General features: G+C 70.5%; 17 protein-coding genes. 5 read left to right on the top strand and 12 right to left on the bottom strand.

Features of this window, described 5'->3' with window-relative positions; all coding sequences use genetic code 11:
- Nucleotides 1-119: 119 nt before the first annotated feature.
- Entirely contained in the window at nt 120-2,330 is a 2,211-nt protein-coding gene (locus tag A4W93_RS03560; protein WP_085749295.1) for a cadherin-like beta sandwich domain-containing protein, read from the top strand.
- Between the two features lie 87 nt (nt 2,331-2,417).
- Here the strand turns inward: A4W93_RS03560 and A4W93_RS03555 are convergent, their stop codons facing one another.
- Nucleotides 2,418-3,221 carry an acyl-CoA thioesterase gene (locus A4W93_RS03555; RefSeq protein ID WP_085749294.1) on the bottom strand — a complete coding sequence of 268 codons (804 nt, stop codon included), beginning with the start codon at nt 3,219-3,221 and terminating at the stop codon, nt 2,418-2,420.
- Between the two features lie 58 nt (nt 3,222-3,279).
- Nucleotides 3,280-4,110, bottom strand: coding sequence for an isocitrate lyase/PEP mutase family protein (locus A4W93_RS03550; RefSeq protein ID WP_085749293.1), 831 nt, complete (start codon nt 4,108-4,110; stop codon nt 3,280-3,282).
- A 205-nt stretch (nt 4,111-4,315) separates the two neighbouring features.
- Here A4W93_RS03550 and A4W93_RS03545 point away from each other — a divergent pair, with 205 nt between their 5' ends.
- Complete coding sequence (locus A4W93_RS03545; protein ID WP_085749292.1) at nt 4,316-5,218, top strand: DUF6216 family protein; 903 nt, start codon at nt 4,316-4,318, stop codon at nt 5,216-5,218.
- Here A4W93_RS03545 and A4W93_RS03540 read toward each other — a convergent pair.
- The 7 genes from A4W93_RS03540 to A4W93_RS03510 are packed head-to-tail and all read right to left on the bottom strand — an operon-like array spanning nt 5,132 to nt 11,800.
- Nucleotides 5,132-6,109, bottom strand: a complete 978-nt coding sequence (locus tag A4W93_RS03540; protein ID WP_085749291.1) for a tripartite tricarboxylate transporter substrate binding protein — start codon at nt 6,107-6,109, stop codon at nt 5,132-5,134. The two genes, A4W93_RS03545 and A4W93_RS03540, sit on opposite strands and share 87 nt — an antisense overlap.
- Before the next feature lie 13 nt (nt 6,110-6,122).
- Nucleotides 6,123-7,046 carry an NAD(P)-dependent oxidoreductase gene (locus A4W93_RS03535; protein ID WP_085749290.1) on the bottom strand — a complete coding sequence of 308 codons (924 nt, stop codon included), beginning with the start codon at nt 7,044-7,046 and terminating at the stop codon, nt 6,123-6,125.
- Nucleotides 7,047-7,050: 4 nt separating this feature from the next.
- Nucleotides 7,051-8,037, bottom strand: a complete 987-nt coding sequence (locus A4W93_RS03530) for a Bug family tripartite tricarboxylate transporter substrate binding protein (protein WP_085754027.1) — start codon at nt 8,035-8,037, stop codon at nt 7,051-7,053.
- A 43-nt stretch (nt 8,038-8,080) separates the two neighbouring features.
- On the bottom strand, nt 8,081-8,746 hold the full coding sequence (locus A4W93_RS03525) for a substrate-binding domain-containing protein (protein WP_237357845.1): 666 nt from the start codon (nt 8,744-8,746) through the stop codon (nt 8,081-8,083).
- A 26-nt stretch (nt 8,747-8,772) separates the two neighbouring features.
- Nucleotides 8,773-10,059, bottom strand: a complete 1,287-nt coding sequence (locus A4W93_RS03520; protein WP_085749288.1) for a gallate dioxygenase — start codon at nt 10,057-10,059, stop codon at nt 8,773-8,775.
- A 9-nt stretch (nt 10,060-10,068) separates the two neighbouring features.
- Nucleotides 10,069-10,752, bottom strand: a complete 684-nt coding sequence (gene ligK, locus A4W93_RS03515; protein ID WP_085749287.1) for a 4-carboxy-4-hydroxy-2-oxoadipate aldolase/oxaloacetate decarboxylase — start codon at nt 10,750-10,752, stop codon at nt 10,069-10,071.
- A gap of 19 nt (nt 10,753-10,771) precedes the next feature.
- A complete protein-coding gene (locus A4W93_RS03510; protein WP_085749286.1) occupies nt 10,772-11,800 on the bottom strand; it encodes an amidohydrolase family protein in 1,029 nt (342 codons plus the stop codon).
- 159 nt (nt 11,801-11,959) lie between these two features.
- Between A4W93_RS03510 and A4W93_RS03505 the strand changes: the two genes are divergently transcribed.
- On the top strand, nt 11,960-13,219 hold the full coding sequence (locus tag A4W93_RS03505; RefSeq protein WP_085749285.1) for a LysR family transcriptional regulator: 1,260 nt from the start codon (nt 11,960-11,962) through the stop codon (nt 13,217-13,219).
- 13 nt (nt 13,220-13,232) lie between these two features.
- Here the strand turns inward: A4W93_RS03505 and A4W93_RS03500 are convergent, their stop codons facing one another.
- The 3 genes from A4W93_RS03500 to A4W93_RS03490 all read right to left on the bottom strand — a co-directional run bounded on the left by A4W93_RS03500 (nt 13,233) and on the right by A4W93_RS03490 (nt 18,132).
- Nucleotides 13,233-15,227, bottom strand: a complete 1,995-nt coding sequence (locus A4W93_RS03500) for a carboxylesterase/lipase family protein (RefSeq protein WP_169726502.1) — start codon at nt 15,225-15,227, stop codon at nt 13,233-13,235.
- 105 nt (nt 15,228-15,332) lie between these two features.
- Nucleotides 15,333-16,091, bottom strand: coding sequence for a GntR family transcriptional regulator (locus tag A4W93_RS03495; protein WP_085749283.1), 759 nt, complete (start codon nt 16,089-16,091; stop codon nt 15,333-15,335).
- Nucleotides 16,092-16,176: 85 nt separating this feature from the next.
- A complete protein-coding gene (locus A4W93_RS03490) occupies nt 16,177-18,132 on the bottom strand; it encodes a carboxylesterase/lipase family protein (protein WP_085749282.1) in 1,956 nt (651 codons plus the stop codon).
- 166 nt (nt 18,133-18,298) lie between these two features.
- Between A4W93_RS03490 and A4W93_RS03485 the strand changes: the two genes are divergently transcribed.
- Nucleotides 18,299-19,114 carry a crotonase/enoyl-CoA hydratase family protein gene (locus A4W93_RS03485; RefSeq protein WP_085754026.1) on the top strand — a complete coding sequence of 272 codons (816 nt, stop codon included), beginning with the start codon at nt 18,299-18,301 and terminating at the stop codon, nt 19,112-19,114.
- A 199-nt stretch (nt 19,115-19,313) separates the two neighbouring features.
- Nucleotides 19,314-20,753 carry a pectate lyase family protein gene (locus tag A4W93_RS03480; protein ID WP_085749281.1) on the top strand — a complete coding sequence of 480 codons (1,440 nt, stop codon included), beginning with the start codon at nt 19,314-19,316 and terminating at the stop codon, nt 20,751-20,753.
- Nucleotides 20,754-20,798: the final 45 nt, after the last annotated feature.

Here is a 20,798-nt window from a genome sequence, read left to right as displayed (position 1 = left end):
GCGATCCGTCCATCAGGGAAAGTCCCCGAAATTCACGAACGTACCAGATCGTACATTTTGCGTTCGCCAGGGCCGCCGGCCCCGGCACCGATCGAGAAGACGCCGAGCAAGAGGACTTCATGAGCGACAAGACCCAGGCCGAGAACGAGATTCCCGTGGCACGCCGCACCGCCACACCCGATGCGCCCGAGCGCATGACCCGCCGCCTCTTCGGCAAGCTGATCGGGGTGCCGGCCCTGCTCGCGTCCACCACCGCGGCCACGCTGTCGGCCTGCGGCGGCAGCGACGACGACGAACCCGCACCTTCGCCCGCCTCGTCGGCCACCCTCACCCGCGGCGCGTTCGTCGCGACGATCGCGAACCACTTCGACTGGGTGCATTCGTCCGAGTACAACGACGCGTACAAGGCCGTGCAGCCCACGTTCGTCGACGTGTTCATCGGCGCCACGCCGTACGCGAAGCAGATCGAGACCGCGCTCGAGGAGGCGGTGGTCAGCAACTCGCAGGGCTACTTCCACCCCGACCGCAACGTCACGCGCGAGGAAGCGGCGGAGATGTACGTGAAGGCCTTCCTGGTCCCCGCGTCTGCCGCCGACGCCCTCGCCGGCTTCGCCGACGCCGCGTCGATCACGCCCGCGCGCCGCGCGAGTGTCAACGCCCTCGTGGCAGCCGGCTGCATGGCCGGCACCAGCGCCACGGCGTTTTCGCCGTCCGGCACGGTCACCGAGGCCGACGCCAAGGCGATCCTCGCGGCCATCACCGCCAAGTTCGTGTCGCCCACGCAGGTGATGTGCAAGCCCGGCACCACGGCCCCGCGCCGCTACGTGCGCATCTCCACGCCCACCGACGGCGCGACGATCTACTACACCGTGACCTTCGACGGCAAGGAGCCCGCCGACCCGACCACCGCCGGCGCCGTGTACGACTTCACCGCCGACGGCGTGCTGCAGTTCGTCAACCCGCTCTCCTCCACCACCGACTCGCGCCTCTACCGGCTGAAGACGGTGGCGAAGAAGAACGGCCTCGTGTCGAGCCCGGTGCGCGAGTTCATGTGGAACATCGTGCGCCCGCAGGTGGGCGCGTTCCAGGCGAAGCTGATGCACCCCGGCACGGCCACCTCGCCCACCGTGTGGAAGATCCACAACCCCGCCGAGTACTACCAGGCCTTCGTGTTCTACATCGAGGGCTCCGACCGCGGCCTCGTGTTCGACTGCGGCGAGTACGGCTACCAGAAGGCCAACCTGAAGACCTTCATCGACACGATCGCGACGAAGCCGTACGACGTGATCGTGGGCCACAACCACCCCGACCACGCCGAGCAGATCTGGAACTTCACGTCGGCCGGGGTCACGCTGTACGCATCGGCCATCGAGAAGGCCGCGTTCATGGCATCGAGCCGCACCGACTTCAAGGCCGCCGGCACGTCGGCGGTGGCCGTGGCCGACGGCCAGGTGCTGGACCTCGGCAACGTGCAGGGCACGGTGTGGATCCAGCCCGGCCACACGAACGGCACGGTGACCTTCATCGTCAACCAGACCGGCTGGGTGTTCGGCTCCGACATGTGGGCCTGCAACCGCCCGCACACCGCCGACACCACGCAGTACCAGAGCGTGAAGGTCGACCTGTTCCTGTCGCTCACCCAGCAACTCGTCGCCAACTACCGGAAGAGCAGCACGCTCGGCGAGATCGTCGAGGTCACCAACGCCCACCAGGAGACGCCGGTGGGCATGGAGGCCGTCAACAACTTCGTGAAGTGCTTCCAGCAGATCATCGACCAGGGCAATGCCGTGACGCTGCCGTCGATCCGCGGCGGCAGCAAGGGCGGCGACCGCATGAGCATCGTGGGCGACATGTGGCGCAACAAGAACTGGATCGCGATCGGCCCCATCGGCAAGTACGCGGCCGCGGTCGACTACCTGACCAAACCCACCGCGGTGTACCCCACGGCCGCGGCCGTGGACTACAACGTGGCCGACGGCTACCGCAAGTATTCGGTGCTGAGCCACGTCGAGTTGACGGGCGGCAAGCTCGTGGGCACGGACGTGTTCTGGGCGGCGCCGGCCAACGGCGTGCCCAACTCGCTGCCGGACAAGTTCGACCCGTGGACCTACGCGTACACGATCAACGTGCCCGCCGGCACCACGAGCGTGTCGTTCAAGCCCGTGCCGCTGTCGACGAAGGTGTCGTCGCTGAAGGTGAACGGCACGTCGGTGACGCCGGGCGCGGCCACCACCGTCGCGGTGTCGGCCGGCAGCATCGTCAAGGTGGACGTGGTGTCGCCGGACGGCGGCACCACCAGCAGCTACACGTTCACGATCGCGGTGGTCTGACCGTCTTCGCCGGCGAGGTGCCGCCGGTGTCGTCGAGGCGCCGTGCCGGGGTCCGCGAGGGCCCCGGCACGGCGGACCAAGGGTCCGTCATTCCTTGTAGTAGACGACCTGGTGCGTGGTGGCGAGCAGTTCGCCGTGGCGGTTCCACAGCTGCGCGGTCTGGTCGAAGTAGCCGCCCCGGAAGCCCTGGGCCTGCGCCTGGCCCAGCAGCGGCTCGTCGCCGGTCTCGCGCAGCAGCGCGCCGTCGGCGTGGTAGTAGATGGTCATGGACACCGTGCCCGCCGGCACCGGCGTCGCGCGGCGGCGCCACACGCGCGGGAAGAACACGTCGCACAGTGCGGTCAGCGAGGCGTGGTCCAGCGCCCGCGGCGGCTGGTCGCGCACCCACAGGCGGGTGACGCTGTCGGCCAGTTCCGAGCCGTCCCACTTCTGCGGGATGCCGCCCTGCAGCAGGCGCATCTCGTAGCGGTCGAGCCAGGCCACGCGGTTCTGCGGCGGGATGGGCGTGAGCGTCTCGGGCTCGGGCACGTCGGGCATGCGGTGTTCGTCGTGCCGCCAGGTCTCGCGGCGCAGCGCGGTGAACACGGTGGCCGTCACCACCACCTCGCCCTGCTGCTGCAGTTCCACCGTCCAGTGCTGCGTGGAGCGGTTCGTGCGCACGGGACGCGCGACGGCCGTGAACGCACCGTCGGCCAGCGCCGCGCAGTAGTTCACCGTCAGCGACACGGGTTCGCCCAGCAGCTGCGGGTGGTTCAGCACGGACTGCACGACCTGGGCCGCGGTGATGCCGCCGAACGGGCCCACCATGTTGGCGTAGGCGGGGCTGGTGTGGCCGGTCTGGGTGCCGTCGGGCCGGGGCTGCAGCGCGACGGCGTTGTCGAAGGGGGTCATGGGCACAGCGGGAAAGACAACGATGCCCCCATCCTAGGCGTTCCAGGCGATTTGCCTGTCACGTGGACGACGGCGGCCCTGCGAAGAACGCGTTGAGTTCGACACCCGGGGCCGCGTCGGCGAAGCCGTCGAAGCGGCCCGCCGACAGGCCGCGGGCGGCGCGCATGAAGCCGCCCCAGGCCGAGCGCGCGAGGGCGCCGCCCACGCTCACGCGGCGCACGCCCAGCGCGGCGATGTCGGCCATCGTCAGGTCGCTGGCCCAGCCGATCAGCAGGTTGACCGGCTTCGGTGCCACGGCCGCCACCACCGCGGCGATCTGCTCGCGGGTGCGGATGCCCGGCGCGTAGAGGCAGTCGGCGCCCGCCTCGGCGTAGGCCTTCAGGCGCACGAGCGTGTCGTCGAGGTCGGGCCGGCCCACGAAGAAGTTCTCGGCGCGGCCCACCAGCAGCGTGTCGCCGCCGGCGGTGTCGATCACGGCGCGGGCGGCGCGCAAGCGGGCCACCGCGATGTCCAGGTCGAACAGCGGTTGCGCCGGGTTGCCCGTCGAGTCTTCGATCGACAGGCCCGCGACCCCGGTGTCCACCGCCATCCGCACGCTCTCGGCCACGGCCGCCGGGTCGGCCCCGAAGCCGTTCTCGAAATCGGCGTTCACGGGAAGGTCCGTGGCCGCGACCATCTCGCGCAGGTGCTCGAGCACCTCGTCGCGGGCCATCCCGCCGTCGGGCCGACCGAGGGACCAGGCACAGCCCGAGCTGGTGGTGGCGAGCGCCACGTGGCCGTGGCCCGCGAGCCAGCGGGCGCTGCCGCGGTCCCAGGGGTTCGGCAGGACGAAGCAGCCAGTGGCGTGGAGTTCGCGGAAGCGGTGACGGAGCGTGGCGATGCGGGTCATGGCGGACACCTCGTGAACGGGACTCCGCATCGTAAACAAACCGTCATCCCGGCGAACGCCGGGATCCACTGCCCCGCGGCACGCCAGCGGAGGGTGGACCCCGATGTTCATCGGGGTGACGCGATTTCGCTTCGGTGTGGCTCATGCCCTGAGCCTCCAACCTGCGATCCTGTCCATCCTGGGACAACAACGAGAAAGGACACGGATGGATCAGATCACGGACCTCGCCGCCGGCATCGGCGAATGGCTTTCGGTGCCGGTGCCGCTCGTCGGCGCGGCGATCATGGGCGTGCTCGTGGGCTGGCTCTGCTGGCGCACGCGGTCGACCCACCCGGTGCTGGTGCGGGTGTGGCGGCTGCTGATGGGTGGGGCGGCGATGGCGGACCGCGAGATCGGCGCCCTCGTCGAGGCGCGCGACCGGTTGCTGAAGTTCCGGTTCCTCTTCGTCACGCGAGTGCGCACGCTCGCGCAGGCGCGGCGGCTCGGGCGGTGGTCCGTCGCCCACGACGAGGACCTGGCGGACGTGAACGCATGCGGCCCGCTGTTCGACCACGAGCAGTGCCGCATCGCGGAGGACAAGCTCCCGACGCCGGGCCTGCAGTTCGTGCGCACGGTGCTGGTCGCGTGCGCGATCTTCGCGTTGATGCTGCTCGCGGCCGGCTTCGCCACCGACCGCGCACTGCTGCAGTTCCGCACGAGCAAGGTGTGGTTCCTGCTGGGGCCGGACTCGGCCCGGGCGATGTCGGACGGCACGCGGGTGACGGCTGCGAACTGCGCGGCGGGAACACCGGCGACCCTGGGCCCGTTCCGGGCGGACGAACTGCAGTCCCTCTGCGAGGCGTTCTCCAAGCCCGGCACCGCCGCGCTGGTGCGCGACACCGTGACGCAGCAGCGTTTCGCGTTCGGTCCGCTCGCGCTTGCGGCCCTGTGCGCGCTGGGTGCCCTGCTCGCCTCGCTGCGCGCGGGCGAGGCCGCGCGGGCGATGCAGCGCCGCCTCGTCCGGCGGCGCGCCGGCACCGCCTCAGTCGGCGCGCATGTTCCCGGCCCGGACCACCTTCGCCCAGCGGGGGATCTCCCGCGCGATCAGCTCGCCGAAGGCCTGCGGTGACCCGGGCACCGGCACGGCGCCCTCTCCGTCGAGCTGCTGCGCCACCTGCGGGTTCTGCAGCGCCTTGTTGATCTCCGCGTTGAGCCGCGTCACCACCGCCGCGGGCGTGCCGGCCGGTGCCACCACGCCGTACCACTGGTCGGCGTCGAAGCCGGGGAACCCGCACTCGGCCACCGTGGGCACGTCGGGCAACGACGGCAGGCGCTTGACACTCGACACCGCCAGCGCGCGCAGTTGCCCGCTGCGTACGTGGGGCAGCACCACCGGCGAACCGGTGAAGGTGGCATCCACCTGGCCGCCCATCAGGTCGGTCACGGAGGGACCGGTGCCACGGTACGGGATGTGCAGCATCGGGAACTTCGCCTGCAGCTTCAGGTACTCGAACGCGATGTGCGCGGCGCTGCCGTTGCCGCCCGACGAATAGGTCAGGTGCCCCGGCGTCGCACGCGCCTGGGCGACCAGGTCGGCCAGCGTCTTGATGGACGATCGCGCACTCACCACGAGGAGGTTGGGCACCCGCGCCACCCAGGCCACCGGCGCGAAACTCTTCACGGGGTCGTACGGCAGCTTCGGGTACAGCGCCGGGTTCACGGCGAGCGTGCCGATGTGGCCCATCAGCAGCGTCTGGCCATCCGGCTCCGCGCGGGCCACCTCGGACGCACCGAGCGATCCGCCGGCCCCCGGCTTGTTGTCGATGACCACCGTCTGGCCCAGCGCCGGCCCGAGCTTCGCGCCGATGGCGCGGGCGAGGATGTCGGTCGAACCGCCCGGCGGGAAGGGCACGACGAGCCGCAGCGGCCTGGTCGATTGGGCTCGCGCCGCGGGCCAGGCCGCTGCCGCGAGGGCGAGCATCACCGTCCTGCGCATGTGCAGGAAGTCGTTCGAAACCATCGGGATCTCCGGGTCAGGGGCTGGGATGGAGCCGCGCGAGCAGCCGGTCGGCCTCGGTGCGCCAGTCGGCGCTGCGGGCAAAGCCGGGTGAGTCGCGCGGCGTGAAGACACCGTCGTCGGCCAGGTTCGCCACCCAGGCCTGGCGGTCGGCCGTGCCGTCGGCGCTCCAGGGCACGAGGCCGGCCTCGCGCACGGTCTCGGCCACCTCGCGCACTTCCTCGCTGCGGCGGCGGCCGTGTTCGATCACGCGCTGGAAGAAGTAGGCAGCCTGCTTCTCCCAGTCGATCTGGGGGAAGGTCTCGGCGAGGGACGCGAGCACGCTGTCCTCCACGCCGTAGTGGCGGGCGGTGACGAGGCTCTCGATCATCATCGCCTCCATGCCCTTGATGATCACGCTGCGGCACATCTTGGTGGCCGAGGCCACGCCGAGCCGGTCGCTGGCGACCCGCGCGGCGAAGCCGAGCGGGTCCAGCAGCGCGGCGAGCGCGTCCGCGTCGGGGCCGCCCAGCAGCATCGGCACGCGGAGGCGGTACGGCGGCACGCTGGTCATCACCGCACCCTCGACGTAGCGCCCGCCGGCCTCGTTCACGCGCGCCGCCGCGCGGGCCTTGGCCCCGGGCGACGCCGAGTTGAAGTCGAGGAACCACGTGCCGCCGGCGCAGCCCGGGGCACTGGCCTCGGCCGCCGCGAGCGTCTGGCTCGCGGTGACCGCGCACACGACGAGGTCCACCCCTTCGGCCAGCGCGCGGGCGGATGCAGCCACCGCCACCCCGTGCGCTTCGGCGTGCGCACGCAGTGGTGCCGCCTCGTCCGCCTTCGCGAACTTCAGGTCGAAGGCGGAGACGGCCACGCCCTGGGCGCGCAGGTCCTCGGCGAGGATGCGCCCCACCTCGCCGTAACCGACGAGGCCGATGCGACGGAGAGGTCGGGCCGTCATGGGGTCAGTCCAGCGAGGCCTTCGCGCGCTTGATCACGTCGGCGTACTTGGCCGACTCGGCGTTGATGAACGCGTTGAACTGCGTGCGGGTGGTCGGGAAGGTCTCGTAGCCGAACGTGGCGTAGCGGTCCTTGATGTCCGGCTCGGCCAGCGCGGCCTCGATGTCGTGCTGGATCTTGTCGGCCACCGCCTTCGGCAGGTTCTTCGGCGCGGCGATGGTGGTCCAGCCGGTCATCTCGTAGCCGGCGGGACCGCCGGACTCGGCGACCGTGGGCACGTCGGGGAAGGCCGGGTGGCGCTTGGGCGCCGTCACCGCGATGAACTTGATGCGCCCCATGCGCTGCAGCGGACCGGCGGTGGCCAGCGAACCGAGAGCGAAGTCGAGTTCACCGGTGGCCACGCCGGTGTAGAGCATCGACGTCTCCTTGTAGATGACGTGCTGCATCTGCGTGTTGGTCATGCTCTCGAGCAGCGCGGAACCCAGGTGCACCGGGTTGCCCACCGACCAGCTGCCGTAGTTCAGCGCGCCGGGACGGGCCTTCGCGTCCGCGACGATGTCGCCGACCGTGCGGTACTTGCTGTTCGCCGGCACACCGACGAAGAAGTACGTGCGGAACAGCGGGGTCAGCGGGTCGAAGTCCTTGACGGGGTCGTACGGCAGCTTCTTGAAGAGGTACGGGTACGCGACGAGGTGGACGTTGTCGAGCTGGATCAGGTCGGTGCCATCGGTGGCGCCGCGCTTGAACGCGTCGATGGCGATGAAGCCGTTGCCGCCCGGACGGTTCTCCACGATCACCGGCTGGCCCCACTTCTTCTGCAGCTTCTCGGCGAGCACGCGCACCACGGCCTCGGGACCGGCGCCGGCCGGGAACGGCGTCAGGATGCGCACGGGCTTGGTCGGCCAGTCCTGCGCGGCGGCCGGCATCGCCGCGGCACCGAGCAGGCCGAGCGCGATGGCGAGGCCGAGGGCCCGGCGGGGGATGGACGTCATGGAGATCTCCTTCACGGTTGAGGAATCGGGTTCGAGGTCGGGGTCACGCACGGGCATCGATCATGCCGTGGCGGTGTTTCATCTCATCGGTGGCGGCGGACCGCCACCGGGCCAGCAGCGGCTGCACGTCGGCCATGGATCGGCCGGCGATGCAGCACGCGGCGCTGAAGGTGGTCACGATCTCCAGGCCGGGGGGCATCGTGCCCAGCACGGCGATGCCTGGCAAGCCGAGGAGTTCACTGAATTGCTGGAAACCGATATCGGCCGCGCCCTCGGCCAGCAGCCGGCCCACCGGCACACCCGGAGGCGCCTGCACCAGCCGGTCGCGCACGGCGTCGGCCAGGCCCCAGCGCTCGAACAGCTTCACGAGGGCCGTGCCGCTCGGGCCGGTGGACAGCGCGATGCGCGAGGCGGCCGAGACGGCCGCCCGCAGGCCGGCTTCGTCCGCCACGGACGGATGCGGCGCCCCCTCCGGCACGGCGATGGCGACGTCGCAGCGCACGAGGTCGACCTTGCTGCCGGCCACGAGGTGGCCCGCGGCGAGCAGGCGGTCGATGGCGTCGGACGCCAGCACCACCACGTCGAAGGCTTCGCCGGCGGCCACGCGGCGCGCGGCGTCCACGCCACCGACGGACTCGACCCGCACGGGATCGCCCCCCTCCGCCGCCCAGTCCGCGGCCAGGTCGGCCAGCAGGGCCCGCGTGGCCATCGACGAGATGACGCGCAGCCCGTTGCTCACTTCTTGTCCCAGTTGCCCGCCGGCCCCGAACCACCCGAGACCGAGTAGAGGGCACCCGGCGCGTTGCGGGTCTTCTGGAATTCCTCGAGCGACTGGCCCCGCATCGCGGCGTACACGTGCAGGTTCGACACCCCGACCACCGCCGCGAGCTTCTCGAGCAGGAAGAAGATGACGCCGTAGTGCATCATCGCGCGCCAGTCGCGGCGCTGGATCAGGTCGCGCTCGACGTCGGTGAGGCCCGCCTCGCGCATCAGCGCCACCTCGTCGGCGAGGAACCGCGCCCGGTGCGCCGGTTCCACCAGCTCGTGCAGGAACTTGTTGATGCGGTAGCCCTTGACGCTGCGCGCGAGGTCGAAGGGGTACGTGTCCTCCAGCAGTTCGATGCCGCGCATCTCGCGCGCCATGTGGTCACGGTGGCGCTGCAACGCGGCGGCCGACGGCGGTTCGGCGTGGTTCTCGAACACGAGCGTCGCGATGCCCGTCATCGACGGCAGGTAGTACGACTGGTGCAGCTTCGTGACCTGCGACGACAGCGCGCCGCGCATGATCAGCCACATCACCACCTCGGCGCTTTCGCAGCCGCCGATGGTCGCCAGTTCGGCGAGGGTCATCTCGGTGAGACGCACCGGGTCCTTCTCGATCAGGTCGAGGAACTTCGCGTCCCACGCCGGGTTGTTGAAGCCCGCGCGTTCACCGTGCACCTGGTGCGACAGGCCGCCGGTGGCGATGATCACCACGCGCAGGTCTTCCGGGAAACTCTCGACGGCGCGGCGCACGGCCTGGCCCAGTGCGTAGCAGCGGCGCGCGCTGGGGCTCGGGGCCTGCAGCACGCCCACCTGCAGCGGGATGATCGGGAACGGCCACGCCGGGTCGTGGTCGCACAGCACCGACAGCGGCGAGAACACGCCGTGGTCGAGGCCCTTGTCCTGGAAGAACGACAGGTCGAACTCGTCGGCCACGACCGACTGGCCGATGTGCGCGGCCAGCGCGGGATGCCCCGCGACGGCCGGCAGGCCGCGCGGGCCGCCGCCCTCGTCGGCCACCTTGAACTGCGTGCCCACGCCCAGCGTGAACGGCGAGTAGTGGTCGAAGAAGAACGAGGTCACGTGGTCGTTGAAGATCACGATCGCCGCGTCGGGCTTCTTGTCGGCGAGCCAGCCCTTGATGGGGGCGAAGGCCTCGAAGATGGGGGCCCAGACCGGGTCGTCCTGCTTGTGCTTGTCGTGGGCGAAGCCGATGGTGGGGGTGTGGGAGCAGGCGATGGCGCCGATGATGCTGGCCATGGGGATTCCTCAGTCGATGTAGCGCAGGCCCGCCTCGGCGAGGCGTTCCCGCATCTGGTAGATGTCGAGGCCCAGCTCGCCGTCGGCGAGGCGCTGGCGCTTGCCTTCCTCGAGGGCCTCGCGTTTGGCGGCGGCCTCGGCCACGCGCGCCACGTCGGCGCACGGCACGATCACCACGCCGTCGTCGTCGGCCACCACCACGTCGCCGGGCTGCACCAGCGCACCGGCGCACACCACCGGCACGTTGACGGAGCCGAGCGTGGCCTTGACCGTGCCCTTGGCGTGCGCGGTGCGGGCGAAGACGGGGAAGTCCATCTCGCGCAGCACGCGCACGTCGCGCACGCCGCCATCGATCACGAGGCCCACGCAGCCGCGGGCGCGGAAGGACGTGGCGAGCAGGTCCCCGAAGAAGCCGTCGACGTTGTCGGTGGTGCAGGCCGCCAACACCACGTCGCCCGGCTGGATCAGTTCGGCCGCGACGTGGAACATCCAGTTGTCCCCCGGCTGCAGCAGCACGGTGACCGCCGGTCCGCACAGGCGGGCGCCGTCGTACATCGGTTTGAGCACCGGCTTGGTGAGGCCCACGCGGCCCATGGCCTCGTGGACGGTGGCGACGCCGAACTTCGAGAGGTGTTCGACCGCCTCGCGGGGCGGGCGGGGGATGGTGCGCTTGACGATTCCGAGCGTGTTCATGGTGTTCCTGCGAGCGGGTTCAGGCAGCGGCGCGGGCGCGCAGCGCCGCGTCGAGGCGCGGGTACACGCAGCGGGCGTTGCCTTCGAAGATCTTGCGGCGGTCGTCCATCGACAGCGAGGCCGCCTCGATGTAGCGGCGCGTGTCGTCGTACGCGAAGCCGGTGGTGGGGTCGATGCCGCGCACGGCGCCGATCATCTCGGAGGCGAACAGCACGTTGTCGACCGGGATCACCTTCGTGAGCAGGTCGATGCCGGGCTGGTGGTACACGCAGGTGTCGAAGAAGATGTTCTTGAGCAGGTGCTCGCCGAGCGGCGGCTTCTTCATCTCCTGGGCCAGGCCGCGGAAACGGCCCCAGTGGTACGGCACCGCGCCGCCGCCGTGCGGGATCACGAAGCGCAGCGTCGGGAAGTCCTTGAACAGGTCGGACGTGAGGCACTGCATGAAGGCCGTGGTGTCCGCGTTCAGGTAGTGCGAGCCGGTGGTGTGGAAGCACGCGTTGCAGCTCGTGCTCACGTGGATCATCGCGGGGATGTCGAGTTCGACCATCCGCTCGTACACCGGGTACCAGTGCCGGTCCGACAGCGGCGGCGAGGTCCAGTGGCCGCCGGAGGGGTCCGGGCTCAGGTTGATGGCCACGAAGCCGTACTCGTTGACGCAGCGGTCGATCTCGGCGACACACGTCCTCGGGTCGACGCCGGGCGACTGCGGCAGCATGGCCGCGCCGATGAACTGGCCGGGGAACAGGCCGACCACGCGGGCGATCAGTTCGTTGCAGATCGCGGACCAGGTGGCGCTGGTGTCGAATCCGCCGATGTGGTGGGCCATGAAGCTCGCGCGCGGCGAGAAGATCGTGAGGTCGATGCCGCGCTCGCGCATCTTCGCGAGCTGGTTGGTCTCGATGGACTCGCGCAGTTCGTCGTCGCTGATCTTCAGCGACGACACCGACGGGGCGGGGGTGGCGCCCGACAGGCTCGCGACCTGCTGGTCGCGCCAGGCCTCGAGCGCCTTCGGGGCGGTGGTGTAGTGGCCGTGGCAATCGATGATCATGGTCTGCGGCTCGTGCGTTCGGTTCGTCGTGCCGGCAGTGTCCCGCGCTCGGGGTCATCGTGGAGCGACTAGCGCTTGCGTCGACACCGAACTTTTTTATAGGGACGGGTAATCCCCGAGCACTTCAGCGCCGTCCGATCGAGAAGAATCGCAGGGACCATGCCAGACAAATTCATCGACTCCCGACCGGCCGGCGCGCTCGGCACCAACCTGCGTCACCTGCACGTGCTGTGCGCCGTGGCCGACGCCGGCAGCATCGCGCACGCCGCCGAGGGGCTCTACCGCGTCTCCTCGGCCGTGGCCCGTTCCATCTCGGAACTGGAGTCGGTGCTCGGCGTGCCGCTCTTCGAGCGGCGCTCCCGCGGGATGGTGATCAACCGGTACGGGGACATCGTGCTCGTGCGCGCCCGGCGCATCGAAGGCATGTTCGAGGCCGCACGTCAGCAGCTGATGGCGCGCGGCGGCGTGCAGTCGTCCGCGGACGTCAACTCGCTGTTCGCGTCGATCATGAACGGCCGGCGCCTGGCCGTCATCGCGAGCCTCGTCGAACGGCGCAGCATGGCGGCCGTGGCACGCGAGTTCGCGATCACGCAGCCGGCCATCAGCACCGCGGTGAAGGACCTGGAGGCCCGCCTGGGCACCTCGCTGTTCGACCGCACCGCGCGCGGGCTCGTGCCCACGCCGGCCGGCGAGATCCTCGCGTTCCACTTCAAGCGGGTGCTCGCCGAGCTGCGGCACATCGTGCCCGACCTCGCCGCGAGCGAAGGCACGCTGCAGGGCAGCGTGAACGTGGGCGCCCTGCCGCTCGGGCGCACGCACATCCTGCCGCGCGCCATCGCCTCGCTGCTCGCGCGGCATCCGCAACTGCACGTGGGCACCGTCGAGAGCCCGTACGAGGCCCTCGCGGCCTCGTTGCGCAGCGGCGACGTCGACTTCATCCTCGGCGCGCTGCGCGGCCCGGCCGAGGCGAAAGAGCTGGAACAGGCGCCCCTCTTCGAGGACCGGCTCTCGGTCATCGCGCGTGCGGACCATCCGTTCACGCGGGTCAATCGCATCGACTTCGACACGCTGCGCAGCGCCACGTGGGTGCTGTCGCGGCACGGGTCGCCGTCGCGCGAACTCTTCGAGTCGTTCTTCTCGGACGCCCGCCAGCCGCCCCCCGTGCCCGCGGTGGAGACGGGCGACCTCGCGGTGCTGCGCGGCCTGCTGCTCGAAAGCGACATGCTGACGGCCATCTCCGCCCACCAGCTGCGCTACGAGATCCGCGACGGCAGCCTCGTGGCGCTCGACTTCCCGCTGGAACGCACGCGGCGGCAGATCGGCCTGTCGCAGCGCCTCGGCGCGCTGCCCTCCCCCGGCGCGCTGGCGCTGATGGCGGAGATCCGCAAGGTGGTGACGGACTCGGCCGAGTTCGGCTGAGTCCGTCGGGCGCTCACGGGAACGCCGTGGCGAGACCCGTTCGCACGCTCGGCGACGCCGTCGGGCCGATCTCCGCGTAGGTGTCGTTGGCCAGCGTGTACGCGGGCCACGTGAACGCAGGGGTGCTCGGGTTGCCGGTCTTCGCAAACTGCGTCCACATCGACATCACCGCGTCCACCGTCGCCACGTCGCCCGCACCCCAGCCCATCGACGCATAGACGTCGGCCACGTCGCCCGCGGTGCCCGTGACGCCGTTTCCGTTGAGGTCGCCGATGGGCGGCTTCGTGTTGGCCGCCGTCAGCACGAGGCCCAGGCCGTAGTTGCTCGCCAGGCCGAGCGGGTAGTTGAAGAGGTAGGGCACCTCGCCGCCGTGGCCGCTCGCGAGGTTCATCGCGGCCCAGCCGTCGGGCACGCGGCTGAAGCGGTACACGAACTGCGGCGACTTGTAGGTGGGTGCGCGCTGGGCCATGAAGACCGGCAGTGCGGCGCGCAGCGACGGGTAGTCGCCGGACGTGGCGCCCACCATCAGCGGCACGTCGCTCGGCATGCCGTCGGTCATGTTCTGCCCGTAGGTCTTCGGCAGGTGGGCGTAGTCGACGTTCGGACGGTAGATCTCGCGCGGGATGCCCGCGTCGAGGTCGGCCTGCACGAAGGCGGTCCACGGAAGCGCCCGCGCGGCGGCGAGCGTCGTCACGTTCAGGCGCGTGAACATCGCCGTGCCGATGGCCTCGCCCGCAGCCAGCGAGGCCGCGGCCGTGCCGGTGGTCGCGATGGGGTTGGCCCCGCTCTGCACCACGGCCTTGTGGAAGAGACCGGCGGCCTGCGGCGAGTTCAGCAGGCCATACGTCTTGCCGCCGCCGCCCGACTGGCCGAACAGCGTGACGTTGGCCGGGTCGCCGCCGAAGCGGGCGATGTTGTCCTTCACCCACTGCAGCGCCATCACGAGGTCCATCTGGCCGTAGTTGCCCGAGCCGCCGTGGCCGCTCTCGGCACTCAGCAGCGGATGGGCCATGTAGCCGAACGGCCCGAGGCGGTGGTTGACGGTGACGAGCACGACCCCCTTCGTGGTCACGCCTTCCGGGTTGTTGTACTGCTTCGAGTTGCCCGTCAGGATCGCGAACGCGCCGCCGTGGAACCACACCATCACCGGCGCCTTCGACGCGTTCTTCGGCGCCGTGACGTTGAGGTACAGCGAGTCTTCGCTCATGCCGCCTTCGCCGAGCGTCTCGAACGTGGGGTTCTGCGCGCTCTGGTCGCTCCAGCCGGTGGCCTGGCGCACGCCGGTCCATGCGACCGGCGGCTGCGGCGGACGCCAGCGCAGCTCACCGACGGGCGGGCGGGCGTACGGAATGCCGAAGTACTGCCACGTGGTGGCATTGGCCTCGAAGCCGCTGAGCGATCCGCCCGTGGTGGCGACGACGTTGCGCGGGGCCATCGACCGGCCGAAGTGTTCGAGCGCCGCGGCGGCCGTGCGCGCGCTGCGCGGCCTCGGGTCGAGGTCCGAGAACACGGCCGCGTCGTTGAGTGCGGCGAGCAGCGGCGCGAGGCTCGTGCGGAACGCCGCCGTGGGCTGGTTGAAGTCGATGGCCGCGGCCCGCGGCGACACCACCGCCCGGATCGCCGCGGTGATCTGGATGCCGTTGTTGAGGTCGCCGTCGGCGTCGAGCGTCTGCAGCAGGATCAGCTTGTTGTTCACGCGCACGTCGGCGGCCGACGCCGCGCCGGCCGTGACCGACAGCGGCGTGAGCACACCGCCGCCCGCGGCCGAGCCGAGGGCGAGGTTGCCGATGGCGAACGAGAGCGTCTCGCCGGCCGCGTAGGTGAACCGGCCGTTCGCATCCGTGGAACGGGCCGGGCCGGCGGAGCCGGTGACGTCGAGGCCCGACACGGGGCTGTCGACGAAGACGCCGGACAGTTCCTCGACGTCGTCGCCGCCACACGCGGTGAGGGCCAGCACGGCGGCCACGGCGGCGGCCGCGAGGCGCCGCCGGTTGTCGCTTCGGTTCATGGGGGTCTCCTGGGTTGGGATCGTCATGTTCGTATCAGACTCGTGATCTGATATTTTTACGACTCGAAACCCGGTCCGCATGCGGACCAACCCGCGGGAGGGGTGTCAGCGGCGCGACATCGCGCGGCGTGGGGACCGCCGCGCCGGCGCCGCCTCGGGCGAGGCCGCCGTGTCGTGCCGCGCGCCCATCGTCTGGGCGGTCACGACGAGTTCGACCAGGGCTTCGCCGCCCAGGTTGATGTGCTGCCGCATCGCGGCCGAGGCGGCGAGGGAGTCGCCGGCGCAGATGGCCGTCACGATGGCGCGGTGCTCCTCGGCCGAGGCGCCGAGGCGACCCGGATGCCGGATGCTGCACTGGCGGTAGGCCGCGAGCGTGCGCCGCAGCGACCGCACGGTCTCGACCAGCACCGGGTTGCCGCTGGCGCGGTAGATGGCCTGGTGCAGGTCGCGGTTGGCCGCCTCGTAGCCGGGCTGGTCGCCCGCCGCGGCGCGCTCGGAACAGGTGGCCATGGCGGTGCGCAACTCGGCGCAGTGGGCCGCGGTGGCGCGGCGCGCAGCCATGCCGGCCAGCACCGATTCCACCTCGGTCAGCGCCTCGAGGGACGCCACCAGTTCGTCGATGCTGGCGCGCCGGACGTAGATGCCGGACCGGGGCGCGATGTGCACCAGCCCCTGGGCCGCCAGCACGAGCAAGGCCTCGCGCACCGGAGTGCGCGAGGCCTGGAAGCGTTCGGAGAGCTGGCGGTCGTCGATGACACTGCCCGGCGGCCGTTCACCCGACACGATCTCGGCCTCCACGGCCGCGCGGATGCGGTCCTGGATGCTGCCGCCGAGGGGGCGTGGGGTGGCCGGGTCGATGCTCATGGCATGAATGTATCAACCTTCGGTCCAGGTATTTCACTGTCCGGAACTTCCGGTTGCCGCATCCGTCACGCCCGCGGGCTTCCCGTCAGGGGAACACGGCCGACAGGCCCGTCTTCACCACCGCCTGTGCGCCGAGTTCGACGTAGGTGTCGTTGGACGTCGTGTACGCCGGCCAGGACAGTCCGGTGATGCTCGGGTTGCCCGTTTTCGCGAAGGTGGTCCACATCGTCATCGTGCGATCGGCCACCGCGGCGTCGGTCGTGTCGAAGCCGGCGGAGGCCAGCACGTCGGCGGTGTCGCCCGCGGTGCCGCTGACGCCGTTGCCGTTCAGGTCGCCGATCACCACGCGCGCGCTGGTCGCCGGGTCCAGCACGAGGTTCAACTGGAAGTGCGCGACGACACTCTCCGGCGCATTGAACACGTACGTCAGCTCGGCGCCGTGGTACGCCTTGAGCCCGCGCTGCGTCCACCCGGCCGGCACGCGGCTGAAGACCGCGGCATAGTGCGGCTGCGCGCTGTGGGTCGTCATCCACGGGAACACGTTCTTCACCGTCTCGATGGGGTCGACGGTGTCGGCCGTGTTCGTGACGATCAGGAACGGCACGTCGTTGTGCGTGTGGCCCTCGAAGCTCGCGCGTTCGCTGTGCGGCAGGTAGCGGTTGTCGATGTTGGTGTACGGCACGAGCGCGGCGGCGGCCGTCACCACCTCGGTCCACGGCTTCGCGCGCAGCTGCTCGAGCGTGGTGGCGCCGAGGTTCGTGGAGAGGGCCGTGCCGATGGCTTCGGCGGACGCGAGCGTGCGGGTGTCCGGGATCAGCGTGCCGCTCTGGCTGATGGCGCGGTGGAACAGGCCCTTCGCCTCGGGCGAGGCCATCAGCGACAGCACCTTCCGCCCGCCGCCCGACTCGCCGAAGATGGTGACGTTCGTGGGGTCGCCGCCGAAGGCCGCGATGTTGTCGCGCACCCATTGCAGCGCCATGATCAAGTCCATCTGCCCGTAGTTGCCCGAGCCGCCGTAGCCCGACTCGGCGGAGAGCAGCGGGTGCGCGAGGTAGCCGAACGGCCCGAGGCGGTGGTTCACCGACACCTGCACGACGCCTTTCGTGACCGGTCCCTTCGCGTTGTTGAAGGCCTTGGTGTTGCTGGTGAGCGAGGTGAAACCGCCGCCGTGGAACCACACCATCACGGGCAGCTTGGCCGCGTTCTTCGGCGTGGTCACGTTGAGGTACAGGCTGTCCTCGCTCATGCCACCTTCGCCGAACCGTTCGAGCGCCGTGGTCTGCGCGGCCTGGTCGGCCCAGGCGGTGGCGTGGCGCACGCCGGTCCACGGCGTGACCGCCTGCGGCGGACGCCAGCGCAACGCCCCCACCGGCGGCTTCGCGTACGGCACGCCGAGGAACTGCCATGTGGAGGCATCGGCTTCGAATCCGCTCAGCGAGCCGGCGGCGGTGGTGACGACGTGCCTCGGGCTGGACGCGCGCGTGAAGTGTTCGACGGCCGCCGCGGCGGTGCGTGCCGTGCGGGGGCGTGGGTCGAGGTCGGTGAAGACGGACGCGGTGTTCAGCGTGGCCAGCAGCGGCGCAAGGCTCGTGCGGAAGGCGGCCGTGTCCTGGTCGAAGTCGATCGACGCGGCACTGTTGGACACCGCCGTGCGGATGGCCTCGGTGATCTCGATGCCGTTGTTGAGGTTGCCGTCGACGTCGAGCGTCTGCAGCAGGATCAGCTTGTTGGTGACGCGGCGGTCGGACGCGGCGGCACCGCCCGTCACGTCGCGTGCGGTGACCATCGCCGCGCCGGGGGCGCTGCCGAGGGCCAGCGCGCCGATCGAGAAGCGCACCGTTTCGCCGGCGGCGTGTTCGAAGCGGCCGGAGGCATCGGTGCGCCGGGCCGCCGTGGTGGTGCCGGCGACGTCGAGGCCGGCCACGGGGGTCTCGCCGAACGTGCCGGCCTGCGGTCCGTCGACCGTGTCGTCGGAGCCGCAGCCGGACAGCGCGAGGGCCAGCAGCGCGGCCGCCGCGGGGGGTGCGAGGAACTTCTTCATGCCATCTCCTGGTTTTTCATGTATCAATTGCTTGATCTGATATTTTTACGACGCACATGCCGGTTTCGAAGTGGGGCAAACCAGCAGGCCACCCGTCATCCAGGTGACGGCCGGCGCCGACGCGATCCACCAGAATGGCGCGACCTCCGACTTCCCTGGTGATGCGATGAACGAAACCTCCACCTCGCGCGTGCGCGTGTCCGTCGACGACCAGGGCGTGGCCGAGGTCGCCCTCGTGCGCGCCGACAAGATGAACGCCATCGACGCCGCGATGTTCAATGCCATCAACGACACCATCGCCACCCTGCGCGGCGACGAACGCGTGCGCGCCGTGGTGCTGCACGGCGAGGGCCGCGCGTTCTGCGCCGGCCTCGACATGGGCCGCTTCCAACAGATGGGCCAGGGACAGACCAGCGGCACGATGGGCAGCGACCTGCTCGCCCGCAGCCACGGCCTCGCGAACGCCGCGCAGCACGTGGGCTGGGGCTGGCGCGAGCTGCCGGTGCCCGTGATCGCCGCGGTGCACGGCGTCGCCTTCGGCGGCGGCCTGCAGATTGCGCTGGGCGCCGACGTTCGCATCGTCCATCCCGACACGAAGCTGTCAGTGATGGAGGTCAAGTGGGGCCTCGTGCCCGACATGTCCGGCTGCGTCTTCATGACCGAACTCGTGCGTGCGGACGTGCTGCGCGAACTCACCTTCACCGGCCGCATCGTCTCCGGCACCGAGGCGCAGGCGATCGGTCTCGCCACCCGCGTGGCCGACGACCCGCTGGCCGAGGCCCGCGCGCTCGCGGCGCAGATCGCAGCAAAGAGCCCCGACGCCATCCGCGCGGCCAAGCGGCTGCTCAACGGCGCATCGCCAGTCCGCGCGGCCGACGTGCTGCTCGCCGAGGCCCGCGAGCAGCAGGCCCTGATCGGCAGTCCGAACCAGCGCGAGGCGGCGCTGGCGGGGCTCGAAAAGCGGGCGCCGCGGTTCCGCTGACCTCACCCCCTAGGGTTAGGTGGTACGACAACTCAGGGTACGTCCCTTACATCCGGAAAAACTTTCAGGGCGTTTGGGCCGCTACAACCCCGGTCGGTCGCACGTCAAGAAATACGACGTCGTACCACTTGGTGTCGTCCGACCGTGGATCTTCCAGGGTTCGACATGCGATGCCGTCCCAAACCCAGAGGAGGAAACCATGAGCTCGAACCCCAATGACACCCGGCGCCAGCGCCACCTGCTGCGCCTGGCCGCCCTGACCGCGGCCGTCGCCGCATCCACTCCCGCCCTCGCCCGCGACTGGCCGTCCGGCTTCTCGAAGTGCGCCGACCAGGGCGAGGTCTGCGACAAGGTGGGCTCCGTCCCCCGCCAGGTGTCGTACGGCATCAAGGACAAGTGGGTGATCAAGTCGTTCGCGGGCCCCGTCGCCTGCACGACGGCCACGTTCGGCTCGGACCCCAATCCGGGCATCGCGAAGAAATGCGCGCTGGGTCCCGTGAGCGCCACGCCCGCACCGACGCCGGCTCCGACGCCTGCGCCGACTCCCGCACCCACGCCCGCACCCACGCCCGCCCCGACCCCGGCCCCCACCCCTGCTCCCACGCCCGCTCCGGCTCCCGCCGGTCACAGTGGCGGCTTCGGCGGCACCGTCACCGGCGGCGGCTCGGCCAAGGCCGTCACCGTCTCCACCGCCGCGCAGATGCAGGCCGCGATCGACGCCTACAGCGGCACCGGCGGCCTCGTGATCCGCTACAACGGCACGTTCGACTTCTCGACCATCACCGACACCTGCGCGCAGTGGAAGAAGCCCGCGGGCGCGATCGTCGAGGTCAAGAACAAGAGCCACGTCACCATCGAAGGCACCGACGGCTCCGCGGCCAACTTCGGCCTCGCCATCAAGGGCGGCGCCACCAACGTGATCATCCGCAACATGACGATCGGCCTGCTGCCCGGCTCCATCGATGCCATCGGCATCGAAGGCCAGAGCGGCAAGTTCCCGGGCTACATCTGGGTCGACCACAACACGCTGTTCAGCAGCACGAAGGACTGCTCCGGCGCGGGCGACCTCGAGTTCGACGGCCTGATCGACAGCAAGGCCGGCGCGCACCACATCACGTACTCGTACAACTTCATCCACGACCACCAGAAGGTCGGGCTGATCGGGTCGAGCGACAGCGACGCGAGCGACCGCTACATCACGTTCCACCACAACCACTACCAGGACGTGAACTCGCGCCTGCCGCTGCAGCGCGGTGGCTACACGCACCTCTACAACAACCTCTACAGCGGCGTGAAGACCTCGGGCATCAACGTGCGCATGGGCGGCTTCTCGCTGATCGAGGCCAACTACTTCGAGGACGCGCAGAACCCGGTGACGTCGCGCGACAGCTCGGCCATCGGCTACTGGGAACTGCGCAACAACAACGTGCGCAGCGCCGCCGACTTCGCGAAGTACGGCATCAAGTGGGTCGCGAGCGGTTCGTCGCCGTCGCGCGATGCCACCGACTGGACCACGACCGGCGCGTTCCCGGTCGGCATTCCGTACACCTACACGGCCCACCCGGCCGAGTGCGTGAAGCAGAAACTGCCGAACGCGGCCGGCGCCGGCAAGTCGTACGCGACGATCAGCTGCAACTGACGCGTCCGGGCTCGACGCGACCGCGAGGCCCCGAGGGGCTTCGCG

The sequence above is a fragment of the Piscinibacter gummiphilus genome (assembly GCF_002116905.1).
Lineage (GTDB): Bacteria > Pseudomonadota > Gammaproteobacteria > Burkholderiales > Burkholderiaceae_C > Rhizobacter > Rhizobacter gummiphilus.
This window is presented reverse-complemented; position numbering and strand designations above follow the sequence as displayed.

Excerpts from the sequence above, each read along its gene's own strand:
- A4W93_RS03485 (WP_085754026.1), top strand. The coding sequence starts at position 18,299 with ATGAACGAAACCTCCACCTCGCGCGTGCGCGTGTCCGTCGACGACCAG.
- A4W93_RS03495 (WP_085749283.1), bottom strand. The coding sequence starts at position 16,091 with ATGAGCATCGACCCGGCCACCCCACGCCCCCTCGGCGGCAGCATCCAG.
- A4W93_RS03535 (WP_085749290.1), bottom strand. The coding sequence starts at position 7,046 with ATGACGGCCCGACCTCTCCGTCGCATCGGCCTCGTCGGTTACGGCGAG.
- A4W93_RS03480 (WP_085749281.1), top strand. The coding sequence starts at position 19,314 with ATGAGCTCGAACCCCAATGACACCCGGCGCCAGCGCCACCTGCTGCGC.
- ligK (WP_085749287.1), bottom strand. The coding sequence starts at position 10,752 with ATGAACACGCTCGGAATCGTCAAGCGCACCATCCCCCGCCCGCCCCGC.
- A4W93_RS03540 (WP_085749291.1), bottom strand. The coding sequence starts at position 6,109 with ATGGTTTCGAACGACTTCCTGCACATGCGCAGGACGGTGATGCTCGCC.
- A4W93_RS03505 (WP_085749285.1), top strand. The coding sequence starts at position 11,960 with ATGCCAGACAAATTCATCGACTCCCGACCGGCCGGCGCGCTCGGCACC.
- A4W93_RS03560 (WP_085749295.1), top strand. The coding sequence starts at position 120 with ATGAGCGACAAGACCCAGGCCGAGAACGAGATTCCCGTGGCACGCCGC.
- A4W93_RS03530 (WP_085754027.1), bottom strand. The coding sequence starts at position 8,037 with ATGACGTCCATCCCCCGCCGGGCCCTCGGCCTCGCCATCGCGCTCGGC.
- A4W93_RS03550 (WP_085749293.1), bottom strand. The coding sequence starts at position 4,110 with ATGACCCGCATCGCCACGCTCCGTCACCGCTTCCGCGAACTCCACGCC.
- A4W93_RS03520 (WP_085749288.1), bottom strand. The coding sequence starts at position 10,059 with ATGGCCAGCATCATCGGCGCCATCGCCTGCTCCCACACCCCCACCATC.
- A4W93_RS03510 (WP_085749286.1), bottom strand. The coding sequence starts at position 11,800 with ATGATCATCGATTGCCACGGCCACTACACCACCGCCCCGAAGGCGCTC.
- A4W93_RS03525 (WP_237357845.1), bottom strand. The coding sequence starts at position 8,746 with ATGGCCACGCGGGCCCTGCTGGCCGACCTGGCCGCGGACTGGGCGGCG.
- A4W93_RS03545 (WP_085749292.1), top strand. The coding sequence starts at position 4,316 with ATGGATCAGATCACGGACCTCGCCGCCGGCATCGGCGAATGGCTTTCG.
- A4W93_RS03490 (WP_085749282.1), bottom strand. The coding sequence starts at position 18,132 with ATGAAGAAGTTCCTCGCACCCCCCGCGGCGGCCGCGCTGCTGGCCCTC.
- A4W93_RS03555 (WP_085749294.1), bottom strand. The coding sequence starts at position 3,221 with ATGACCCCCTTCGACAACGCCGTCGCGCTGCAGCCCCGGCCCGACGGC.
- A4W93_RS03500 (WP_169726502.1), bottom strand. The coding sequence starts at position 15,227 with ATGAACCGAAGCGACAACCGGCGGCGCCTCGCGGCCGCCGCCGTGGCC.